16 protein-coding genes are annotated in these 23,019 nt (G+C 66.8%); 7 read left to right on the top strand and 9 right to left on the bottom strand.

The annotated features are described in order from the left end of the window. Window positions 1-95 precede the first annotated feature (95 nt). Window positions 96-1,805, top strand: coding sequence for a CocE/NonD family hydrolase (locus tag JW805_11890; protein MBN2972718.1), 1,710 nt, complete (start codon window positions 96-98; stop codon window positions 1,803-1,805). A 19-nt stretch (window positions 1,806-1,824) separates the two neighbouring features. Continuing rightward, window positions 1,825-4,521: a TonB-dependent receptor gene (locus tag JW805_11885; protein ID MBN2972717.1), complete on the top strand. Its 2,697-nt coding sequence runs from the start codon at window positions 1,825-1,827 to the stop codon at window positions 4,519-4,521. Between the two features lie 57 nt (window positions 4,522-4,578). Here the strand turns inward: JW805_11885 and JW805_11880 are convergent, their stop codons facing one another. The 8 genes from JW805_11880 to JW805_11845 are packed head-to-tail and all read right to left on the bottom strand — an operon-like array spanning window position 4,579 to window position 14,323. After that, window positions 4,579-6,906: a 2-hydroxyacyl-CoA dehydratase gene (locus JW805_11880; protein MBN2972716.1), complete on the bottom strand. Its 2,328-nt coding sequence runs from the start codon at window positions 6,904-6,906 to the stop codon at window positions 4,579-4,581. Further along, window positions 6,906-8,153, bottom strand: coding sequence for a CoA transferase (locus tag JW805_11875; GenBank protein ID MBN2972715.1), 1,248 nt, complete (start codon window positions 8,151-8,153; stop codon window positions 6,906-6,908). The genes JW805_11880 and JW805_11875 overlap by 1 nt, the downstream gene beginning before the upstream one ends. Next, on the bottom strand, window positions 8,150-9,313 hold the full coding sequence (locus JW805_11870; protein ID MBN2972714.1) for a CoA transferase: 1,164 nt from the start codon (window positions 9,311-9,313) through the stop codon (window positions 8,150-8,152). Before JW805_11870 ends, JW805_11875 begins: the two co-directional genes overlap by 4 nt. Continuing rightward, window positions 9,310-10,287: a CoA transferase gene (locus tag JW805_11865; protein ID MBN2972713.1), complete on the bottom strand. Its 978-nt coding sequence runs from the start codon at window positions 10,285-10,287 to the stop codon at window positions 9,310-9,312. The genes JW805_11870 and JW805_11865 overlap by 4 nt, the downstream gene beginning before the upstream one ends. Further along, window positions 10,284-11,474 carry a CoA transferase gene (locus JW805_11860; GenBank protein MBN2972712.1) on the bottom strand — a complete coding sequence of 397 codons (1,191 nt, stop codon included), beginning with the start codon at window positions 11,472-11,474 and terminating at the stop codon, window positions 10,284-10,286. Before JW805_11860 ends, JW805_11865 begins: the two co-directional genes overlap by 4 nt. Beyond that, window positions 11,471-12,508, bottom strand: coding sequence for a TRAP transporter substrate-binding protein DctP (gene dctP / locus JW805_11855; protein MBN2972711.1), 1,038 nt, complete (start codon window positions 12,506-12,508; stop codon window positions 11,471-11,473). Before dctP ends, JW805_11860 begins: the two co-directional genes overlap by 4 nt. Next, window positions 12,508-13,812, bottom strand: coding sequence for a TRAP transporter large permease (locus tag JW805_11850; protein MBN2972710.1), 1,305 nt, complete (start codon window positions 13,810-13,812; stop codon window positions 12,508-12,510). The genes dctP and JW805_11850 overlap by 1 nt, the downstream gene beginning before the upstream one ends. Continuing rightward, window positions 13,802-14,323 (bottom strand): TRAP transporter small permease subunit, encoded by a 522-nt coding sequence (locus JW805_11845; GenBank protein MBN2972709.1) that lies wholly within the window; start codon window positions 14,321-14,323, stop codon window positions 13,802-13,804. The genes JW805_11850 and JW805_11845 overlap by 11 nt, the downstream gene beginning before the upstream one ends. 118 nt (window positions 14,324-14,441) lie before the next feature. Between JW805_11845 and JW805_11840 the strand changes: the two genes are divergently transcribed. The 4 genes from JW805_11840 (at window position 14,442) to JW805_11825 (ending at window position 20,229) form a co-directional block, all read left to right on the top strand. After that, a complete protein-coding gene (locus tag JW805_11840) occupies window positions 14,442-14,927 on the top strand; it encodes a MarR family transcriptional regulator (GenBank protein MBN2972708.1) in 486 nt (161 codons plus the stop codon). A gap of 113 nt (window positions 14,928-15,040) precedes the next feature. Further along, window positions 15,041-15,484 (top strand): MarR family transcriptional regulator, encoded by a 444-nt coding sequence (locus tag JW805_11835; protein ID MBN2972707.1) that lies wholly within the window; start codon window positions 15,041-15,043, stop codon window positions 15,482-15,484. A gap of 511 nt (window positions 15,485-15,995) precedes the next feature. Next, window positions 15,996-18,635, top strand: coding sequence for an outer membrane beta-barrel protein (locus JW805_11830; protein MBN2972706.1), 2,640 nt, complete (start codon window positions 15,996-15,998; stop codon window positions 18,633-18,635). A gap of 16 nt (window positions 18,636-18,651) precedes the next feature. Next, window positions 18,652-20,229 (top strand): alkaline phosphatase D family protein, encoded by a 1,578-nt coding sequence (locus tag JW805_11825; GenBank protein ID MBN2972705.1) that lies wholly within the window; start codon window positions 18,652-18,654, stop codon window positions 20,227-20,229. Window positions 20,230-20,404: 175 nt separating this feature from the next. On the opposite strand, the gene JW805_11820 is transcribed toward JW805_11825, so the two are convergent. Next, entirely contained in the window at window positions 20,405-21,514 is a 1,110-nt protein-coding gene (locus JW805_11820) for a 5-methyltetrahydropteroyltriglutamate--homocysteine S-methyltransferase (GenBank protein ID MBN2972704.1), read from the bottom strand. 155 nt (window positions 21,515-21,669) lie between these two features. Here JW805_11820 and JW805_11815 point away from each other — a divergent pair, with 155 nt between their 5' ends. Beyond that, complete coding sequence (locus tag JW805_11815) at window positions 21,670-22,968, top strand: MFS transporter (protein ID MBN2972703.1); 1,299 nt, start codon at window positions 21,670-21,672, stop codon at window positions 22,966-22,968. Window positions 22,969-23,019 lie beyond the last annotated feature (51 nt).

Below are 23,019 nucleotides of genomic sequence, written 5' to 3'. Positions count from 1 at the left end.
AAATCAGATGATCTATATAAAAATAGTTGAAAACCAGATGTAAATGCATCATCCTCCTGTCCAAGATGGCCGGCAGGCCACGGGAAGGAGCCGTCGTGAGGAGAGGATTCGCATCCGCGTTCGCGGGCGTCGCGGCTGGTTTCGCCGTGGCAGCGGTCGCACAGGCGCCCGTTCCTGCGCCGCGTGCGATCGAGCGCACGTCGCTCTACGTGCCTGTCCGGGACGGGACACGGCTGGCCGTCAATGTCTACCGACGTGCCGGGCATAGCGGACCCGCCCCCACGATCTTCGCCTTCACCCCCTATCGCGCGCGCTATTTCAAGGATGGCGCGATCGTCGAAACCTTCGATCAGGCGATTTTCGGTTTCCCCGCGCTCGTGCAGCAGGGATATGCCGTCGTCATCGCCGATGTCCGCGGCAAGGGCGCGTCCTTCGGGGCGCGGCGCGGGTTCCTGGACCGGACGGAAGCACAGGACGGCTATGACCTCGTCGGCTGGATCGCACGACAGCCATGGTCGAACGGCAGGGTCGGGCTGACGGGCTGTTCGTACCTCGGCGGCACGACGATGCTGGTCGCCGGGACGCGTCCGCCTGCGGTCCGGGCGGTGTTCACCGCGGCCACCGACCTCGACAAATACAGTTTCGTCCGCAACGGCGGCGTGACCGCGCAGTTCAATACGCGACCCGACGAACCGCTCGAGGTCGACGCGGCCAGCGTTCCCGTCGACGCCGATCGCGACGGAAGCCTGCTGAAGCAGGCGGTCGCCCAGCATGCGCGCAATACGCCGATGGCCGCGCTGTGGGCGGGCATGCCCTATCGCGACAGCGTCTCGCCGCTGACCGGCACGCGCTTCTGGGAAGAGGTCGGCCCCTATACCCATCTGAAGGCCCTGCGCGACCCGCGGATCGCCTGGTATTTCTGGAGCAATTGGGAAGACGAGCCGACCGAGCAGATGATTCTCGCGGCGCGTAACATTCCGGGCAAGCTGATCCTTGGGCCGGGCAGTCACTGCGAGGGCCCGGCGCAATTCGACATCGCCGCCGAGCAGCGGCGCTTCTTCGACCGGCACCTCAAGGGGATCGAGAACGGCATCGATCGCGAGCCGCGCTACACGTGGTGGCGGGAAGACGGCGCGGGCGGGGCGATGGTACGCGCGGACCGGTTGCCGGGCGTCGGCATCCGACGCACGCCGCTGTTCCTCGCCGCAGATACCGCGGCGTCGTTGCAGGCACCACGCGCGGCGTCGACGCGGCGCTTCCGGGTGCGCTACGACGTCGCAACCGGGGAGTATTTCCCCTTTTGGCCGCGACCGCTGACGGGCTTCGGTCCGAGCTGGACGACGCCGCCGCTTGCCGCTCCGGCGCGGTTGCAAGGCTATCCGATCGCGCGGATCCGCACGGCGATCGATCGAGCCGATGCCGTCCTGTTCGCCTATGTCGAAGACGTGGCGCCCGACGGCGGCGTCCGCGTCATCGCGCACGGTCGGCTGGCGGCGTCGCACCGCAAGGTCTCGACGCCACCTTACGACAAGCTCGACCTGCCCTATCATTCGGGCCTGCGCGCCGATGTGGCGCCGATGACGCCGGGCGCGCCGGCGGAACTCGCCTTCAGCCTGTCGCCGCGCGCCTATACCTTTGGCGCCGGCCATCGCATCCGCGTGACACTGACCGGGGCCGACCCGCGCCAACGCGACCTGAAGGCGCTCGCCACCGATCCTGCGCCCGAATTCACCATTCTGACCGGGGGCGTCGCGGGGTCCCGGATCGACCTGCCGTTCGAGGCGACGCCGACATTCCAAAGATAAGAAAAGGGGAGGACGACCTATGAAGAGCATCCGTACCGCCGCATTGGCCACGACCGGCATGGTCCTGCTGGGACTGACATCGCCGTCCTTCGCGCAACAGACGACACCGGCCAGCGAGCCCGACGTACAAACGCCCGAGGCCGGGCCGTCGACGATCACGCAGGATCAGGTCGATCGCGACATCATCGTGACGGGCAGCCGCGTTCGCGGCGCCGCGCCGGTCGGTTCGACCGTGATCGCGCTGGGCCGTGAAGACGTCATCGCTTCGGGCGCGGTGACGACCGATCGCCTCATCAAGCAGATCCCGCAGGTCTTCGACCTGGGCGTCAGCGAGAATTCGCGCGGCCAGTCGGGCGGCAACGGCAACATCACCTATGGCAACAGCGTTAACCTGCGCGGCATCGGGCCCTATGCGACACTGATCCTGATCGACGGCCACCGCGCGGTGAACAACAGCCGCGCGCTCGACCCGTCGGTCATCCCCACACTCGGCCTGGAGCGGGTCGAGGTCGTCGCCGACGGCGCCTCCGCCATCTATGGTTCCGACGCGGTCGCGGGCGTCGTCAACCTGATCCCGCGCCGCTCGCTGGACGGGGTCGAGGCCTCGGCCCGCTACGGCTTCGGCGACGACTTCCACGAATGGCAGGTCGGCGTCGCGGTCGGGCACAAATGGAGCCAGGGCCAGATCATGCTGGCGTTCGAACATGTCCAGCGCTCGAACCTCAGCGGCGACGATCGGTCGTTCTTCACCTCCGACCAGCGCGCGTTTGGCGGCAACGACTATCGCGTCAATCGCTGCGCGCCCGGCACCATCATCGCCGGCGGCACGACCTATGCAATTCCCGCGGGCGGGCTGACCCAGGCGAATGCGGGCAGCCTGGTCGCCGGCACCGCCAATCTGTGCAACGACCTGATCGGGCAGGACCTGTTTCCAAAACAGGCCTATGACTCGGCGAACATGACGGTCACGCAGGAACTGGGCGACCGGGTGACGCTGTTCGCGGACGGCTTCTTCTCGCGCCGTACCTTCTTCCGCAACCCGGCTTCGCAAAGCGCGACGCTCACCGTGCCCCAGACCAACGCCTTCTTCGTGCGGCCGGCGGGCTTCACCGGCACGAGCTATACGATCGCGTACAACTTCATCAACGATCTGCCGATCAACGGCAATCCGGGCAGTGCCGAGAATTGGCAGATCTCGCCGGGCGTGCGCGTCAAGCTGTTCGGCGATTGGGAGGCCGAGGGCATCTACAGCTACGGCCAGGGCGAGGATCAGTCCTATACCTATCGCGGCCTGACGACGGCCAATCTCAACGCCGCACTCGCCAGCAGCAATCCGGCGACGGCTTTCGATCCCTATGGTCTCGGCCGGACGACCGAGGCGACGAAGCAGCTGATCAGCAACAGCATCTTCTTCGCCCCCACGCTCAATCGCTTCACCGGATACGAAGCGCGGCTGAACGGCACGCTGTTCGCGCTACCCGGCGGCGACGTGAAGCTGGCCGCGGGCTACGAGGGGCAGGAGATCCTGACCATCCTCGGCTCCGCGCGCGGCGTCGTGGGTACCCCCATCGCGTACCGCTATTTCACCCGGCGGGTCGATTCGGGCTATGCCGAAGTCCTGCTGCCGATCTTCGGTGCCGAGAACGCGATCCCGGGCTTCCGCAAGCTCGTGCTCAATGCAGCCGTCCGCTATGACAAGTACAGCGACGTCGGCAAGACGACGAACCCGAAGTTCGGCGTCAACTGGACGCCGTTCGACGGACTGACGCTGCGCGGCAGCTACGGCACGTCGTTCCGCGCACCGCTGATCTCGCAGATCTACGGCAATTCGAACAATCTGTTCGTCCAGACCTATCAGAATCCGGGCGGATCGCCGATCGTTGGCGTCGCGCTGTCCGGGCAAAACCTTGGTCTGCGGCCGGAGGAGGCGACGACCTGGTCGGTGGGCGGTGACCTCGACATCGGCAGCCGGCTGCGGTTCAGCCTGACCTATTTCAACGTCGAATATACCAACCAGGTCGAGGCGTATCTGTCGGACCTCGCCATCCTGTCGCGCGAACAGTCGTTTGCCGGGCTCGGCATCATCACGCGCGGGGCGGAGGCCGCGACGCGCGTGCAGCAGTTGATCGCCTCGGGCATCGGCGTCGTCGGCGCGTTGCCGACCAACGTCACGCTGTTCGTCGACGGGCGCAACAACAACCTTGGCAAGTCGCTGACCGAGGGGATCGATTTCGTCGCCAACTACACGCTGCCGACCGAGAGTTTCGGCCGGTTCCAGGTCAATCTGAGCGGCACCTATCTGACCCGCTACGAAGTCGCGATCACCGAGAATGCGGCGCTGATCGACCGCCGCAACACGATTTTCTTCCCGCTGAAGTTCAAGGCGCGGGGGGCCATCGCCTGGGATCTCGATCCGGTTCGCCTGCAGGTCCAGGCGACGCACGTCGGCGGCTATACCAACAACGCCGTCACCGTGCCGCAACAGGTGAAAAGCTATACGCCGGTCGATCTGAGCATCGCCTGGGATCTGGGCGGCAGCACCAAGCGCGGTTTCCTGGGCGGGCTGACGCTGGGTGCCGAAGTCCGCAACCTGTTCGATCTCCAGCCGCCGTTCGTCAATCTCGCGCCGTCGGGCAACGGCAGCGGCGGCTATGACGCGACGGCCGCCAATCCGATCGGGCGGCAGTTCGCGGTATCGCTGCGCGCGAAATTCTGACGCGGCGTATGGGGAGCGGCCGTCTGGTCGCTCCCCTTCACGCGGCCATGCAAGTCGTCAGCGCCGCGCGCGATAGCGGGTGACGTCGCCGGTCAGGAAATCCTCGATCCGCCGATCGATCGCGGCGGCGTCGCTGGCTTCGCGATTATAGTTGTCGAGGTCGAGTGCGAGCACCGGCACCCCCGCCTGACGCAGCGCGCGCAGGACGAACGGATCGGCGTCCGACAGTGCGATCGCGCCATCGACAGCGTGGCTCTCCGCTTCGCGGACGTGCCACGCTCCCGCCCAGGTCGGCATGCGCAACTCATCACCCATGGTAACGAACCGGGCAGCAAGCGCGCGCATCGGATCCTGTCCCGGAGCTGCGCGGCGGATGTAGCCGTCGGCGGCAAGCGCGAGGTACATCGACCAGACGAAGACCGCGCCGTGGCTTTCCTCCCAGCGCTGATAGAAGCCCATGTCGCTCCACATGCCGCGGCCGACCCACATCAGCCGCAGGCGCTCGTTCGGACACGCCGCTTCGCCCGCTGCATGCCGCGCCGCCACCTCGTCGTGGAACGCTTTTGCCGCGTCGCGCGCCCACACCGTGCCGCGGTGCCACTGTGGCACCATCGTTGCCGGCATCGTGTCGCTGATCGATACCGGTGCCGGATGCGCGCCGGCGATAAGATCGCGGGTGCGCCGGTAATAATCTTCCTGTTCGTTGACGAGGTTCAGGATCTCCACGAACCGTTCGGGATCGAAGCGGCGATCGCTGACCGCTTCGATCCGCTCGATCAGGGTGCGCAGCTCGGCAACCATCAGGTCCAGCCGTTCGGGCTCCAGCGTCGCGTCCCAGCGGTCCTGCAGGCTGTCCCACCAGTCGATCGGAAAATCGATGCGCGATTCGATGCTGCGTTCGAACAGGAACAGGTCGGCGCCCGTCTCGCGCGCCCAATGGTCGAAGATGCGCGGCGTCGCGTCGGTGCCGAGCACGGCCTGGACGAAGCGCGGCCGCGGCAGTCCGCCCCACGGGGCCTGCGTGGCATCGTCGTCGAACGCCGCGGCAAGTCCCTGGGCGCTGTACGCCTCGGCATCGCTCGGATAACCGTGCTTCGTCAGCAGGTCGAAATAGCGGCCTGATTGCTGTTTCGCTGCGGCGATCGACGCCCACCATTGATTGACGACGAACGGCACGCCCATCGCCCGAAGGATTTCCTGTGGGGAGTTGGCGTTGACGACCGCCAGCGGCGCGCCGGCGGCGACCTCTGTACGGACCTGCTGGAACCACTCGCGCTGATACGCCCCGAAGCTGGCGAGCGAAGCGAGCGACTTGCGGCTCCGGCGACCCGATGGCGACGGGGCGGGGCGGGGCGCAGCGGCCGGCTCTGCTACGACCGCCGCCTTGCCGATCCGCTCGACGGCAAAACCCTGTGCGGCAAGCCCGCGATCGAAATAGCCGGCGTCCCATGCCGCGGCTTCGTCCCCTTCCGATTGCACGATGACCGCGCGGTCGACACGCAGCGCCTGCATTCGCCCCACGATGCGGGCAAGTCGATCGGGCGTCCGCACCAGCATTCGCGGTGTCAGACGTGTCGGTTCGGCAAGCGCATCGATCGTGGCAGGGCTGTCTGCCCAGCTCTCCACCAGGGGATCCCCCCAATCCTGATCGTCGCCGACCGTGTCGAGCCCGCGCGCCGCCAGGTCGCGTTGTCGCGTCGTCGAATATTGCGACGAACCGAGCACGAAAACCGGAGTGCCCACCGGCTCGGTACCCGAACGCACCGCGGCGATGAGAGCGGCCCAGTCGCCGGGTTCGAGCGCATAGGCGGCGCCGATCGCGGCAAGGCGGGCAACGCCGGTCAGTCCGTGGATCAGCCGAGCGCGGTCGTGCTCGATCGCCGCCTGATCGGGCAATCGCGCCGCGCCGCGCGCGCCGCCGATCCGTTCGAGCCAATCGTCGAGCTGGTCGAGGCGGTGGAGATTATAGGTCCGGCTCGAGCCGCGCGGCAGATGCGCCAGGTCCAGCATATGGATCGGCCGCCTCGGCACATCGCCGGTCCGCATCAGGTCGCGGATGGTCGCGAACAGCTGCGGCAGGTCGCTGTCGGCATGCGTAAAGAGCAACGGGTCGCCGCTGTCATCGGCGGCGATCTGCTGCAGAAGCGAGCGTCCGCGCTGGCTGAGCGCGCCGCCCCCGACCAGGGCATCCGCTTGCGGCGTCGCACCCGGTCGCGGCACCATTCGCACCGGGGCGAGACCGGCCGCTCGGATGAGGGCATAGGGCGCATCCTGGCCGAGCACGCGGATTACCCGGTGCCCCCGGGCGCGCAGGGTGTCGGCGACCGCGCCCGGATCGTCGCACGCGTCGATCAGCCGGATCAGCGCATCGGCCTCATCTGTCATCAAATCACGCCCTGGGTACGCAATTCACCGATGCGTTCGGGCGAATATCCCAGCGTCTCGCCGAGCACATGGTCGTTATGCTCGCCGATCCTGATCGGCAGGACGTCGTCGAACCCGGTGTCGGCGTCCGAGAAGACGATCGGCACGCCCGCCGTCCGCAAGTCGATGTCGGCCTCATAGGAGGGATGGGCGACCGGCACGGCCTCGCGCCGTTCGATGACGCGCGGGTCGAGCAGCGCTTCATCGGGGTGCCGCACGGGGGCGACGGGAACGCCCTCCGCCTCGAGCCGCGCCACCGCATCGGCGACCGACAGCCCGCACGACCAGGCCGTGATGTTCGCCTCCAGCAGTGCAGCGTTGGCGACGCGCGCATCCCGCGTGGCGAAGCGGGGATCGCCGGCGAGTTCCGGACGGTTCATCGCGCGGAACAGACCCTGCGCCAGTTTCTCGTGCACCGCGACGAGCGCGATGAACCCGTCGCGGCATTCGAACACGCCGAACGGCGACAGGCGCTGAACGGTCAGCCCGGTCCTGGCCTGCATGCCTGCCGCCGCCATCGCCGACCAATTCTCGATCGCGACGAAACTGGTCAGCGCTCCCAGCATCGACACGTCGATATGCTGGCCAACCCCGGTACGATGCCGCTGTTCGAGGGCCGACAGGATGCCGATGACCGAGAACACCGGCGCCAGCATGTCGGCGATCGGGATGCCGATGCGCACGGGCGGCGCGTCGGCCTCGCCGCTGGCATACATCGCGCCGGACAGGGCCTGGATGATGATGTCCATCGCCTTGCCGCCCTCCGGCGCGGTCGCGCCGAAGCCGGACAGCGAGCAATAGATGATGCGTGGATTGGCGGCCTTGGCCGCGGCATAGCCGATGCCCAGGCGATCGGCGGTGCCGGCGGTGAAATTCTCGACGACGATGTCGGCGCTGCGCACGAGGTCGAGGAAGACGCCCGTTGCGCCCGGCGCTTTCAGGTTGAGTGACACACCCAGCTTGCCGCGTGCGCGCGTCAGATGCGACACCGACAGGTCGTCGTCGTGCACCTTTTCGACGGTGATCCCATCGCGTCCGACATAGGGGCTGTTGTCGCGTGCCAGATCGCCGCCGCGCGGGTCCTCGACCTTGATGACTTCCGCACCAAGGCCCGCCAGCAGCAGGGTCGCGTAGGGGCCGGCCAGCGCCCGCGTCAGGTCGATCACGCGCAGGCCCTCGAGCGGCCGTTGGCGGTGCTGTTCGGTCAAGAGAGTCTTCCTTCGAGGGCGGTGATCTGGGAATCGGAATAGCCAAGCGCGGCCAGAACCGCGCGCGTATCGGCGCCGGGTGCGGAGGCCGCGCGGGCAGGGGCGGTGTCGCCCAGCCGGACCGGGCTGCCGATCTGGCGGGCAGTGCCGCCGCCGGGCAGCGCGACGTCGATCGCCATGCCACGCGCCACGTTGTGCGGGTCGTCGAGCGCTTCGGCGATGGTCAGGACCGGGGCATATTGCGTGCCGGCGCGGGCGAAGAGGTCAAGCCATTCGTCGCGCGGCCGGGTCGCGATCCGCTCGGCGATGCGCGCCTTCATTTCGGGCCAGGCGGCGCGATCCATCTGGCGGTCGGCCAAATCGGGCAAGCCGATCGCTTCGACGAACAAGCGCCAATAGCGCGGCTCCATGTCGGTGGTCACGACGTACAGGCCGTCGGCGGTCCGCCAGATGCCACTGTCGGCACGGTGCATGCCCTTGGGCGGCGCGTGGGCGAGATCGACGTTGCGCGAAAGGACGTTGGCGACCAGCGGCAGCGAGGCGTCGGACATCGCGATGTCGACATGCTGGCCGCGTCCCGTCGTCGTGCGGGCAAGCAGGGCGCCGAGAATGCCGATGACCGCATTCGATCCGCTCAATAGATCGGCGACGGGGACGCCGGGGAAGGCGGGACGCTCGGGATCCTCCCCCATGCGCGACAATGCGCCCGCGATCGCCAACGCTACCGGATCATGCCCGGGGCGGCGCGCATAGGGGCCTGTCTGGCCGCATAGCGTGACCGAGCAATAGACGAGCCGCGGGTTGAGTGCCGCCATCTCGGGCCAGCCATAGCCCATGTCGGCCATCACGCCGGGGCGATAATCCTCGACCAGCACATCGGCGTCGGCGATCAGCCTGTGGATCGCTGCGCGACCATCCTCGCTGCCGGGGTCTATCAGCACGCTCTTCTTGCCGCGGGCGAAGACGTCGCGGGCGCGTAGCCGGGCGTTCTCTTCCTCCGACAGTTTATCCCAGCCGAACACCTTGCGCTGCTTGGCCAGTTCGCGCGGATTCTCGATGCGGATCACCCCGGCACCCAGTTCGGCGAGCAGCCAGGTGCAATAGGGGCCGGGCAGGAACTTGCTGAAATCGACGACCGTCAGTCCGCGAAGCGCGTTCATGAAGCGTCCCCCAGCGACGACACCCACAAGGGGCCCGGCAACGTCATCCCGTCGACGTCGCGCCAGAGACCGCGCGCATGCAGATGCTCGCTCGCCAGCGCGTCCTCCGGCGTATCGATCCACGACAGCCCCAGGCCGTTCTCGGTCGACATACGCCCCAGTTCGGCGCGCGTGTGGCGCAGGAAGAACCTCTCGACGATCGCTTCCCAGTCCAGCAGGGTCTCGCGCGGCAGGTCGGCGACGAGCACCGCGTCCCAATCGACTGCGCCGAGCGGTCCGGCCGTGTCGCCCAGAACCTTGACCATGCCGCGCATCATCGGCGGATTGTCGACCAGCGCCCAGGTCACCCACCCGTCTGCGCACGGCCAGATCTGGCGTACGCCAGACTTTCCGCGGATCAGCAGATTGCCGGTCCGGCCGCCGACACGTCCCGTCCAGCCATAGGTCAGCGGCTCGCGGTAATTGGCGAGCACCGCCGCCTGATAGGCCGAGACTTCGACCAGCTGTCCGCGCCCCGTGGCGGCACGCGCATGCAGCGCAGTCAGCGCGCCGATCACCGCCTGGATGCCGGCCAGCGCATAGGCCTGCCGCCCCGGCAGGGTCAGTGGTGCGCGGTCGGGATCGCCTACGATCGTCATCAGCCCCGATCGCGCCATCAGCGTCAGATCGGTTTCGGGCCGGCCCTCGTTCGGCCCACCGGGCAGGAACGGAGCGACGACCACGTCGATCAGCGCCGGGTTGGCCACGGCGAGCGCGTCGTGATCGCGGCCGGCGTTGCGGAACACGATATCGGCGCGGCCGAGCAGAGCATCGGCCTCCTCCGCCGACACCTGTCGGCTACCGTGCGTCCAGGCGGGCACACCCGGCGTCGGGCGGACCACATCGGCGCCGAGTTCGGCGAGCATCCGCCCGGCCATTTCGCCAAGTCCCGTCGTCAGGTCTAAGACGATCAGGTGCGACAGCATCCCCGTCATGCGAGCGCCCCCGTCTCGACAAGCTCGCGAACCTCATCGGCGTCCATACCGAGCAGGTCGACGAACACGGCGTGATTATGTTCGCCCAGATTGGGCGGTGGACCGACCGCGATCGTGCTTTCGGAAAAGCGCAGGGGTGGCGCCGGCATGTCACAGGCGCCGAGCTTGGAATGAGCGATCGGGCGAAAGTGGCCGCGCTCGATCAGCTCGGGGTCGGTAAAGACGTCGCGTCCGTCCGCGACCGGTTCGGCCGGGATGCCGGCGGCGGACAGGCGGTCGGCCAGCACATGCTTGTCCTGCCCGCGCGTCCATGCCGACAGCGCAGCATCCAGCGCCTCCTCCGCGCCCTTGCGTCCGGCGAGCGTCGCGAAACGGGGATCGTCGATCGCCGCGAGTTCGGCGAGCCGCGCCCAGTCGCTATCGTCGCGCACCGCGATCGCAACCCACTGGTCGTGTCCGCGCGCCGGATAGGCCCCGTGCGGCGCCATCCCGGCGTCGCGATTGCCGGGTTTTTCCGACTTGCCGGCTTGTCGCTCCGCAAAGACATCGGCCATGACATGGACCAGCGGCTCGACCTGGCTGATGTCGATAAGCTGTCCCTCGCCAGTCCTGCGGCGATGCTCGAGCGCGGCGAGCATCGCGACGGTCGCAAACATCGGCGCCACGACATCGCCGTACGCGAACGGTGGCATGTGCGGCCCGCGGTCCTCCCAGCCCGACAATGCCGCCATCCCCGACAGCGCGCCCGCCGAATTGCCATAGCCGCGCATCGTCCCCAGCGGACCGGTGCGTCCCGCGACACTGACGCTTACCTGGATGATGTCGGGCTTGATCGCCCGCAGCGTGTCGAACGACAGGCCGATGCGGTCCATGTAGCCGTGACTGAAATTCTCGACGACGATGTCGGCCCAGGCGACCAGCTGCTTGGCGACCTCCACCCCGCGCGGATCGCCCAGGTTGATCGTCACTCCCTGTTTGCTGGTGTTGGTGATCGCGAAGAAGGTCGATGCGTCGGGATCGCGCTTTCCGCCGGCGAACGGCGGGCTCAAACGGCCCAGGTCCAGGCGCTTGCGCGATTCGATCTTGATGACGGTCGCACCAAGATCGGCGAGGTCCTTCGTCGCACGCGGGCCGGCGCCGACCCAGGAGAAATCGGCGACCTTCACGCCGGCGAGCGGGGCGCTCATCGCGCGTCCTCCTTCGAACATTGGATGGGTCCGGCCGCAATCAGGCGCTGTGCGGCCTCGTAGATCGGCAGCGCGTCGATACCGACGGATCGCAGACGCACGGCCTGGGCGCGGGCGTCCTTGTTATAGAGCGCGTCGAACGCGCGCTGCTCCTGCACGGGCAGGGCGTAGAAGCGAATGCCCTCTCGCCGGCCATAGTCGAGGCCGGCGGCTTCGGCCTTCAGCAACTGCGTATTGAGCGCACCTTCCCACACCGGCTTGCCTGCCGCCAATACGGCCTGAAGGTCTGCGGGCAGGCGGCGCCAGGCGCGATCGGACATGGCGCGGGCCGGATAGGCGCCGCGGCTGAAGCGCAGCGCGGTGAAGTGCCGGGCGACTTCGGCGAAATGCAGGCTGCGGATCGTGTCGGCGGGCGCGACGACGCCGTCGATGACGCCCTTGGCCAGCGCGGAATAGACTTCGCCCATCGGCATGTTCACCGGGTCGGCGCCGAGCTGCCTCAGAATGTCGATCGCGTCGCTCTGCGCGCGCAGCCGCAAGCCCCGCAGGTCGGCGAGCGTGCGCACCGGGCGGGTGCGCGTCAGGATGCCGGGAAAATTGCCACCCTGGACCGCCAGCACGTGCAACCCTTCGGTCTCGCGGCCGAACTGTGGGAAACGCGCGGCGAGGCAATCATAGACCGCAACCTGATCGGGAATGTCGCGCACCCCACCATAGAAGGCTGCCTGACCGCGCAGCAGATGCGCGCCGCCGCGCGAGTAGATGGGCGTGATCAGGCCGATATCGGCGATGCCGTGGCGGATCTCTTCCATGCTCATGTCCGACGACAGCAGCGCGCCCGACCAATAGGGCTTGAAGGCGATTCGCCCGCCGCTCTTGGCAGTTACCCAGCGCATCCATTCCTGGTCCGCCAGACCGAACGGATGGCTCGGCGGATAGGGGCTGGCATAGGTCAGCACATAATCGGCCTTCGGCGCCGGCGCGGCGGAACAGCCGGCCAGCAGCAGCGCCGCGAGGATCGGGAGGATGCGCATCAGCCGGCGGTCACGCTGGGAAGCCACAACGTGACCAGCGGGAAGGCGATCAGCATGGCGAGGTGGACGAAATCGGCGACCAGGAACGGAACGATGCCGCGGAAGATCGCGCTGAGCGGGATATCCTTTCCGATCGCCTGGATGACATAGACGTTCAGCCCGAGCGGGGGATGGACGAAACCGATCTCCATCGTGCGGACCAGGAAGATGCCGAACCAGATCGGGCTGTAGCCGAGCTCCATCGCGATCGGCAGGAAGATCGGCGTCGTCAGCAGCATCAGTGCCAGGCCGTCGAGAAAGGAACCGAGGACGAGCAACAGGACCGCCATCGCGATGATCGCGAGCGCGGGGCTCGCATGCAGGTCGCGCACCGTCTGTGACATCAGGTCGGCGATACCGGTCACGCTGATGAAGGTGGCGAACAGGATCGCCCCGAAGATGATCAGGTAGATCATCCCCGTCGTCGACAGCGTCTTGGCAAAGGCTTCGCCGATCGCCGTGCGGTTGAAGGCGCCTCGGACCGCGCACAGCAGAAAGGCGGCGACGACCCCGACCGAGGCGGCTTCGGTCGGCGTGAACCAGCCGATCATCAGCCCGCCGATGACGAAGGTGACCAGCAGGATGATGTCGGCGATCCCCAGCAGCCCGCGCATGCGGTATGCCCAGGGTACCCGCTCCGAGGGTGGGCCGAGGTCGGGACGCAGCGCACACAGGACCCCGATGGCGACCATGTAGAACAGCGCCTGGGTGAAGCCCGGCACGACGGCTGCGACGAACAGCTTGCCGATCGACTGTTCGGCGATGATGCCGAAGACGATGAGCGCACCCGATGGCGGGATCAGCGCCCCCAGCGTGCCGCCCGCCGCCAGCGCCCCTGCCGCAAAGCCGGGACTATAGCCCGCGCGCCGCATTTCCGGCAGCGCGGCCGAGCCGACCGTCGCCACCGTCGCCAGGCTGGACCCGCTGATCGCGCCGAACCCGGCACAGCCCGCGATCGACGCCAGTCCCAGGCCGCCGCGGCGATGCCCGACGAACCGCGCCGCCACGTCGAAGAAATCCCGGCTGGCCCCCGCCGCGAAGCACAGATGCGCCATCAGCAGGAACAGCGGCAGCACGCCCAGTTCGTACTTCGTCGCGACCTCGAACACGACGACGCCTGCCTTCGCCAGCGCCGCTTCGGGCGAAATCATGACCGCGATGCCGACGATGCCGGTCAGGGCCAGGCTGACCCCGATCGGCACGCCCAACGTCAGGAGGACGAGCAGGCCGAGGATGCCGATCAGGCCGATCAGCTCAGGCGTCATGCTCTGCCCCTGTCACGGCGTGCCGAACGAAAATGCCGGCCACCAGCAACAGGGCGACGACCATCAGCACGCGCAGCCAGCGCAAGGGAACGTGCAGCAGTTCCGACCGCTCGAACCCGCCCCACAGGTCGACCAGCAGCAGGATCGAGCCTGCCACCAGCAATCCGACGGTGATCGCCGCCAGCACATTGGCCAGGATCGCAAGCCTCAGGCGCCACGTCGGGCGCAGACGTTCGGTCAGGATATGGACCGCGGCATGGCTGCGTGCCAGCGTCACGCTGACCATCGCCGAGGTGGCGATCAAGGCGATAGCGGCCTGCACGATCTCGATCGCGCCGAGCAACGGGAAGCCGGTGTGCCGCCCCAGGACGGCGATGCCGTCCGCCGCCATGGCGAGCATCAGGCCGGTCGCGCCGATGGCGAAGGCGATCTTGCCCGCGGGTCCCGTCGGGCGGGTCGCACGCGCTTCGTCACCCTGCACCGCTGCAGCATCGACGATTGCGTCGGACACGACCCCTCCCTTTTGATTGACAGACTGCACACCGGCCCGTCTAGTACTCTTGTTCTGCAAAACAGTAGATAAATTCAACAATCTGTCAACAACTTCATTTTGGTGGGAAGCGGGGCGAGTGGCGGGGCAACGGGACGACAGCAAGACGAGCAACGGCGATGCGCCCAGCCGGCTTCGGCTCGGACGGCTGGGGGACTATGTCGGCTTTCGCATGCGCCGTGTGCAGAACCAGCTGTCGGCGGGTTTCGCGGCGGCGACGACCGACTATGGCATCCGGGCCGGTCTGTTCTCGTCGCTGGCGCTGATCGAAGCCAATCCCGGCATCTCCCAGCAGGAGCTATCCAGCACGGTCGGTTTGGACAAATCGATCACCGTGCAGATCGTCGACGACCTCGAACGACGGGGATGGGCACGGCGGACGCGTTCGACCGTCGATCGCCGCCGCCACTCGCTGACGATCGAGCCTGCGGGCGAGAAGATCCTCGACGAACTGTTTGCGATCATGCTCGGCGTCGAGGCCGAGGTGTTGGCCCAGCTGAGCGCAGAGGAGCGTCCGCTGTTCGATGCCGCGTTGGATCGCATGTACGGGGTTTTTCACCGCTAGATCTGTCACGGCAGGCTGCCACGTCGGTCGCCGCAGAGCGATGGACGTGGCGTAAAATCAACTATATATATGCAGCTCTATTTCCGCGAGCGCGGCCGATAGGGTATATCGTGATGGAAGAACCGAGCCACGACATCGGGGTCGTGAGCCAACGCATCGGCTACAATTTGCGCCGCGCCGCCGCGATTTTCTCCGCCGACTTCACGCACGCTGTCGAGGGAACCGGAATGCGGCAGATCCTGATCGGGATCCTGTCCGTCGTCGCGGTAAACCCGGGGGTCAATCAAGGTGCCGCGGGCCGCCTCCTTGGTATCAAGCCCGCGAACATGGTCGCGTTCATCACCGAACTGGTCGACGCCGGACTGATCGTGCGGGACACCGATCCGATCGATCGCCGCGCCTTCGCGCTGACGGTCACGCCCCGCGGCGCGGCCCTGCTCGAGGACTGTACGCAGCGGCTCGACACCTGTGAAGATGAGCTGCTCACCGGCTTCACCGATCTCGAGAAGGCGACCTTCCTCGACTTCCTCAACCGCGTCACGAGGTCCGCCGGATAGGCCGTACGTCGAGCTGGGAATCGGGATGCCTTTCGCGATCGGCCCTGTGCCGGTGCGTCATCGGCACACGGTGACCTTGGCGCACCTGGCCCGGTAGCCGACGCCATCCGCGGAAACCTCTCCGGTGATCCGCGCGAGCGCAACAGCGTCCACTTGTTCTTGCAGCCGCTCTACCTCTGAGCTGACGTCGCCGGCACATGTCGGCGATGCGATCGATGCAGCATTCGTCGGCGTAACGGCGTCGGCGGCATGCGTCAGCGACGCGACGTCCGCGTTGCGTTCCGTGACTCCCCTGAAAACTGCAACAGGCATCCTAAGAGGTGTCACAAGACTGTTTTGATGCCGTCATCGGCCCGACCGCAAACTGGCACACCGCCGTCATGTCGACTGCCTAGCAGGCTCATCGCCAAGCGGGGTGCGGTCGGGCGTCGGCCGCAGCATCGTCCCGCATTCACAGGAGAGGCCATTCGCGTGGCCGCAAGCGGCCACCTCTCAGGGCGGGGGATTTTTCGTGTTCATCAAAGTTTCGTCGCGCGGCGTTGCGCGGTTGGCTGGCGCGGCCGTCGTGTCCATCATGGGCGTGGCTCCGGCGTTCGCATCGGACAAGGACCAGTCGGACGGGCCGAATGCGGCGCGGACCGACGTCATCGTGACAAGCAAGAAGAGCATCGTCGCCGTGAAGTCGCAGCAGGTCGCGACCGTCGACACCATTCCCTATGACGACGTCGCGTCGCTGGCGCCGGACGGCGGTGTCGCCGAACAATTGCGGCTGCTGCCGGGCGTGACGACCGAGGACGAGGGCGATTCACCGCGTTTCGTCATCATTCGCGGTATCGCGCCGGACCTGAATCAGACGAAGATCGACGGCATCACGCTGGCGACGATCGGCAACGACGGCGAAGGGTCACGCCAGATCAACCTGCAGATCATCCCGGCGGAACTTGCGCAGCGCACCGACATCTACAAGACGTTCACCGCTGAACAGGACGGTGGGGCCATCGGCGGGGTTGTCAATCTCGTGACGCGCAGTGCCCTGGATCTTCGCCGTCGGTATCTGTCTCTGGATGCGTTCGGCATCTATTCTGGCCTGGCCGGTCCCGACGGTCGGTTCGCCGCGGAAAAGAGCTGGCGACACTGGGGCGGCGGGTTCAAGGGCGTCTATTCCAACCGCTTCGGCAGCGACGGGCAGTTCGGCCTGACGCTGACCGGCCGTTACCAGAGCCGGGTGCGGAATTCGGGCAAATGGTGGCAGGTCGTGAAGACCTATTTCGACCGCAGCGGCAAGAATTTGGCCGGGCCGGATACGCCCGGCTGGGACGGGCGGATCGTGCCGGGCGACCATAGTTTCGGCAGCTATACCAATCGGCTGCAGACGGCGGGTGGCAGCGCGAAGCTGGAATGGCAGGTCGCCCCAAACGTCCGCGCCGCTTTGCTCGGCTTCGGATTCCGCATGTGGGAATCGTCGTCGATGAATAAGAACGACATCTTTACCGCCCGCACTATCTTGGGCACCACGCCGACCGGTGGCCGCTCGAGCGCCAACAGCCTGTATACCCGCTATCGCTTCGATAATTGGGACAAGAAGACGCTGGGGGGCATTGCGAGCCTGGGTTGGGCCGACGATGTGTCCTCGCTGCAGTTGCGTGCTGGCTACACCAAGGCGTTGTTCGACAACCAGCAGCCGTCGTTGGTCGCGCGCGTATTTCCGACGGGGGTAACGCTCGACTGGGAAGCCGGCGACGACGACGGCGAGGTAATCCCGCGCGCGACCGGCGTTAGCAATCCCAACATCGGCTTCACCACCGGATACCGGTTGAGCGGTGCGCAGATGTCGGATCACTCGGCGACCGAAACGCTCAGCAACGTTCGCCTGGATTACGCCCGCAATACCGGCCCGCGTGACCGGGGGGCGGGCCTCGCGCTGGGCATGGAATTTCGCCGCCTCGATCTCGACCGCGACCTCGATGTCACAATCTACCGCACCGGCGCGAATGTGGATGCCTATCTCTACGACCCCCACTATCGTCCGATCGGATCGCCGATCAGCTTCCCGTTCATCAACTATCAGAAGCTCCGCGCCGAGCTGTTGCCGACGTTGACCGTCGATGCCGCATCCAGCGCAACGCAACGGACGATCAGCGACTATCGCTATGTCGAGCGGTTGTGGACACCGTATGTTTCGTTCCACTACGGGCTGGGTGCCGCTTCGAAGATCATCGCCGGGCTACGGTACGACCTGGTCGATTTCGATGCTTATCAGCCGTATCAGGCGAACGGCGTGTTGCAGGCGGGCCTGCGCCGGCGTGGCGGCGGCTATGCATTTCTGCTCCCCTCGCTTCACGGTATTCACGACTTCGACCAGAACCTGCGGCTACGGGCGTCGTACAGCCGCACGCTCGGCCGGCCGGTGCCGGGCGACATAGCGCGGGTCGAAAGCGTCACCTGCGGGTTGGATGACGACGGCGACACCGACTGCGTCATCAGCCGTGGGAACATCGATTTGCGCCCGCGACAGTCGGACAATTTCGATATCGGCATCGAACGCTATCTCGGCGGCGACGGCATCATCGGACTGACGGCCTTTGCCAAGCGGATCAAGGACGACATCTTCCTGTTGCGGTCGGTGCAGCAGGGCCCGAACGGCGTGACGAGCGTCCGGGAGCCGATGAACGCCGAGAGCTCGCGACTCTACGGCATCGAATTCCAGATCTCGAAGCGCGACGTAGAGTTGCTCGGCGTCCGGTTCGATCCGTTCTTCAATGCGACCGTGCTGAGCGGGTCGATGCGCGTCGCGACCGACAGCGGGACGCGGACGATCGACCGGCTGATGTACCAGCCGAACTTCATCGCCAACGGCGGCGTGAAGGTGCAGCTGCCGGCCATCGACGGTGCGTTCAGCACCACCGTCTCGCACCGTACGACCGCATTGCGCGGGATCGGCGCGCTGCCGCAGGACGACTCGGCGCGCATGCCGCTGACCGTCGTCAACGCCGCGCTGTGGCACGTGGTCGGCAAGCGAGTGACGCTCAAGTATGAGCTGGCCAATGTGTTCAATTCGAAGCCGACAATGGCGATCGGCGAACGCCTGAATTCGGTCAGCCAGATCGATTACTACGGTCGGTCGGCGTTCTTGCACGTCATCCTGCGTTGATCCGGGGAGGGGAGGAATGAGCCAGATCGACCGCCGGCGGGTCCTTGCAGCCCTGCCGATCCTGTGGCTGGGCGGCGGCACCGCGGCGCTCGCGCAGCGCAACCTGATCGATGCGCCGGGCTTTGCCGCCGATCCGTTCACGCTGGGCGTAGCATCGGGCGATCCCGATGCGACCGGCTTCGTGATCTGGACGCGGCTCGCGCCCGAACCGATGGCGATCGATGGCGGCATGTTCCCGGCGCCCGTCACCGTGACATGGGAGGTCGCCGCCGATCCCGATTTTCGCCGTGTGGCGCAATCGGGGGTGGCCATCGCCCATCCCGAACTGGCGCATTCGGTCCATGTCGAGGTGGCTGGCCTGGCACCGGGGCGGCCCTATTGGTATCGCTTCACCTGCGGCGGGCGCCGCAGCGGGGTCGGCCGGAGCGCGACGTTGACGGCGCCCGGCGCGCGGCTCGACCGGTTACGCTTCGCGGTGGCGGGATGCCAGCATTACGAGGAGGGGTTCTACACCGTATGGCGCCGTATCGCCGAGGAACCGATCGACTTCGTCTTCCACTACGGAGATTATATCTACGAAGGCGGTGACCGCGGTCCGCAGCCGCGGCGGATCGGTGGGCGGGTGGTTACCCCGATCCGTCGTCATGTCGGCGAGGAAATCCAGTCCATCGTCGATTATCGCCGGCGCTACGCGCAATATAAGGCCGATAGGGATTTGCAGGCCGCACATGCCGCAGCGCCCTGGTTCGTCAGCTTCGACGACCATGAGATCGACAACAATTGGGCAGGCGATCACGATCAGGACGGGACGCCGCCTGCGCTGTTTATGATGCGCCGCGCGATGGCGATGCAGGCCTATTACGAACACATGCCGCTCCGCCTACGTTCGTTGCCGTCGGGCGGGCACATGCAAATGTTCCGCGACGCCCGGTTCGGCGACCTTATGCGCGGCTTCTTCCTCGATACGCGTCAGTATCGCTCCGACCAGGCGCAGGGCGACGGCGACCTCGTGCAGGGTCCGGACGTCTTCTCGCCCCAGCGCACCATGCTTGGCGATCGACAGGAAGCCTGGCTGTTCGACGGCTTGGCGAGTTCGGACACGCGCTGGAACCTGATTGCACAGCAGGTCCGGCTAATGAGTATGCATTATATCAAACCCGGGGAAGCGCAGCCCGTTGCCTCGATGGACCAGTGGACTGGCTATATGCACAGCCAGCGCCGGTTGCTGACCCACATCGCCGATCGCTGCCCGGGCAATGTGATGACGGTCTCTGGCGACGCGCACCGCCATTACACCGGCGACCTGATCCTCGACGACGGCCGCATCGCGTCGAGCGAGTTTCTGGCGACCTCGGTTACGTCGGGCGCCGACGGCGTGGGCGATGACGACGATTTCACGAAGCGCGTGCGGGCCGAGACGCCGGCGATCAAGGCGATGACGGACCGGCGCGGCTATGTGCTTTGCGACGTCACCCGCGACCAGTTCCGCGGCGATCTCAAGATAGTGGACACGGTGACGACACCGGAGGGGCGGCTCTCGACATACGCGTCCTTTGCCGCCGAGCGGGGCAAGCCGGGCCTGCATTCGGTGTGACCCGATAGTCGCCGCCGCAGATGCGCGGTGTGACGCCCGACCCAGGGGCAACGTCGCCAGTGCAGGCGCACGGTCAGCCTCTACAGCGAAGCCGCTCTCTGCAGAGCCAGCCGGGCGCACCGATACCATGGTCGGCGCTTCGGCGAGCTCTGCCTGAGCGGCTTCCCCCGGGGCGTTACGCGCCCCACACGTCGTGGGCCACGTCGATCACCAGGCGCATCTTCGCGGCCTGCTGCTCGACCTGAATGTCGTTGCCGTGAACCGTCAACGAGAAGCCGCACTGAGGGGACAGCGCGAGCTGGTCGAGCGGCGCGAACTGCGCGGCTTCATCGATCCGGCGCTTCACGTCGTCCGCGCTTTCCATCTCGCCGAGCTTCGTCGTGACGAGGCCGAGGACGACCGTCTTGCCCTTGGGCAGGAAGCGCAAGGGTGCGAAGTCGCCCGAACGCGGATCGTCATATTCGAGGAAATAGCCGTCGATCGCCAGTTCGTTGAACAGCACTTCGGCGACGGGTTCGTAGCCGCCCTCCGCCGCCCACGACGACCGGAAATTGCCGCGGCACAGATGGACGCACACGACCATGTCGTCCGGCCGGTCGCGGATCGATTCGTTGATCAGGCGGGCATAAAGGCGTGGCAGTTCGTCAGGGGCCATGCCCCGCTTCCGCGCATTCTCGCGCTGCGTGTCGTCACACAGATAGGCAAGGTTGGTATCGTCGAGCTGGAGGTAACGACACCCCGCATCCGCCAGGCTGGCGATCTCGGCGCGATAGGCGGCGGCGAGGTCGGCATAGAAATCCTCGAGATTCGGGTAGGCGGTCGCATCGATCGCGTCGCGCCCGCCGCGGAAGTGCAGCATCGTCGGCGACGGGATCGTCACCTTGGGCGTGCGCGCGGTGCAGGACGCCAGAAACTCGTAATCCGCGCGCTGGATGTCCTTCGCATGACCGATCTTGCCGGTGATCTTCATGACCGGTGGAGCATATTCCAGCTCCTTGCCGCCATGCTGGTGGAACTTCACCTGCGTCCCGCCGGCTTCGTCGACGCCGTCCAGCTGCAGCAGGAAGTCGGTATGGAAATAGGTCCGGCGAAACTCCCCGTCGGTGATGGCCTGAAGCCCCAGATCCTCCTGGAACCGCACCACGCCGCGGATCGCCTCGTCCTCGGCCGCGCGCAGGGCTGCAGCGTCGATGGTGCCTGCTCGGAACGCTTCGCGCGCGTCGATCAGTGCCTTGGGACGCAGGAAGCTGCCGACATGGTCGGCGCGGAACGGCGGGGTGGGCATCGCAGGGCTCTCCTGACTTTGTAGGTGTTACGTACGGCTCCTAGGCGGCGGAGCACCGTCGCGCAATGCCGGTTGCCGCGCGCAACGATCCCGGTATATGTTCAGTCCTATAACAATAAGCTGGAGAGGTACGGGTGGCCCAGGATCCGCGTGCTGTGATCGATCGGGAACCGATGTCGCGGTTCCAATGGGGCATCGTCGCGACGATGGTCGGGCTGAACGCGCTCGACGGATTCGACGTCCTTTCGATCAGCTTCGCCTCCCCCGGCATTGCCGCCGACTGGGGCATCGACCGCGCTGCGCTGGGGATCGTGCTGTCGATGGAATTGATCGGCATGGCGATCGGGTCGCTGTTCCTGGGCGGTGTCGCCGATCGCATCGGGCGGCGGGCGACGATCCTTGGCTGTCTGGGCATGATGACCGCGGGGATGCTGGGTGCGGCGACCGCGCACGACGTGGTCACGCTGTCGGTCTGGCGCGTGCTTACCGGCCTCGGCATCGGCGGGATGCTCGCGTCGACCAACGCCGCAGTGGCGGAAGCCGCGAATGCCCGGCATCGCTCGCTCGCGGTCGTGCTGATGGCGGCCGGCTATCCGGTCGGGACGATCGTCGGCGGATCGGTGTCGGCGGTACTGCTCGCGCACTACGACTGGCGCGCGGTGTTCGTGTTCGGTGCGATCTGCAGCGCGCTGTTTGTCCCGCTGGTGCTGTGGCGCGCGCCCGAATCGGTCGCGTTTCTGATGCACAAGCGCCCCCCCGGCGCGCTCGAACGGATCAATGCGACCCTGCGGCGTATGGGCCACGCGCCCGTGGACGCGCTGCCCGATGCCGAGCCGCAGTCGGCGGCCGCCAAGGCACCTGTCGTTGCGCTGTTTTCCCCGGCTCTGGTGCGAACGACCGTCTTGCTGACGCTTGCGTACCTCGCCCACATCATGACCTTCTACTTCATCCTGAAATGGATCCCGAAGATCGTCGTCGACATGGGCTTCCCGCCGCCACAGGCCGCCGGCGTCCTGGTGTGGGCCAGCATCGGCGGAGCCACGGGGTCGCTGATCCTCGGGCTGCTGACCGGGCGTATCCGCCTGCTCGCGCTGACGATCACCGCGATGCTGCTGTCGACTGCGCTCGTCGTCGTCTTCGGCCGCGCGCAAAGCGACCTGGCCGGGCTGTCGATCGTCGCCGCCTGTGCCGGGTTCGCGACCAACGCCGGCGTCGTCGGCCTCTATGCGCTGATCGCCCAGAGCTTTCCGACCGGCGTCCGTGCGACGGCGACGGGCTTCGTCATCGGCGTGGGCCGTGGCGGATCGGCGCTTGCCCCGGCGGTGGCGGGCTTCCTGTTCGCGGCCGGCTACGGGTTGCAGACTGTCGCGGTGCTGATGGGAATCGGGTCGCTGATCGCCGCCGTGGCGCTGATCATGATGAGAAGCCGACCCGCCGCGCAATTGGCCGATTGACGATCCGAACGACTCGAATTAGGCTATAAGACATAACAAAAGGAGAGCGAC

The sequence above is a fragment of the Roseomonas aeriglobus genome, from assembly GCA_016937575.1.
GTDB lineage: Bacteria > Pseudomonadota > Alphaproteobacteria > Sphingomonadales > Sphingomonadaceae > Sphingomonas > Sphingomonas aerigloba.
Note: the sequence above shows the minus strand (reverse complement) of the source record. Positions and strands in the feature narration are given on the sequence as shown.

Bases quoted from the DNA above. Each gene is read 5' to 3' on its own strand.
- JW805_11885 (MBN2972717.1), top strand. From the start codon at position 1,825: ATGAAGAGCATCCGTACCGCCGCATTGGCCACGACCGGCATGGTCCTG.
- JW805_11880 (MBN2972716.1), bottom strand. From the start codon at position 6,906: ATGACAGATGAGGCCGATGCGCTGATCCGGCTGATCGACGCGTGCGAC.
- JW805_11870 (MBN2972714.1), bottom strand. From the start codon at position 9,313: ATGAACGCGCTTCGCGGACTGACGGTCGTCGATTTCAGCAAGTTCCTG.
- JW805_11865 (MBN2972713.1), bottom strand. From the start codon at position 10,287: ATGACGGGGATGCTGTCGCACCTGATCGTCTTAGACCTGACGACGGGA.
- JW805_11860 (MBN2972712.1), bottom strand. From the start codon at position 11,474: ATGAGCGCCCCGCTCGCCGGCGTGAAGGTCGCCGATTTCTCCTGGGTC.
- dctP (MBN2972711.1), bottom strand. From the start codon at position 12,508: ATGCGCATCCTCCCGATCCTCGCGGCGCTGCTGCTGGCCGGCTGTTCC.
- JW805_11850 (MBN2972710.1), bottom strand. From the start codon at position 13,812: ATGACGCCTGAGCTGATCGGCCTGATCGGCATCCTCGGCCTGCTCGTC.
- JW805_11835 (MBN2972707.1), top strand. From the start codon at position 15,041: ATGGAAGAACCGAGCCACGACATCGGGGTCGTGAGCCAACGCATCGGC.
- JW805_11825 (MBN2972705.1), top strand. From the start codon at position 18,652: ATGAGCCAGATCGACCGCCGGCGGGTCCTTGCAGCCCTGCCGATCCTG.
- JW805_11820 (MBN2972704.1), bottom strand. From the start codon at position 21,514: ATGCCCACCCCGCCGTTCCGCGCCGACCATGTCGGCAGCTTCCTGCGT.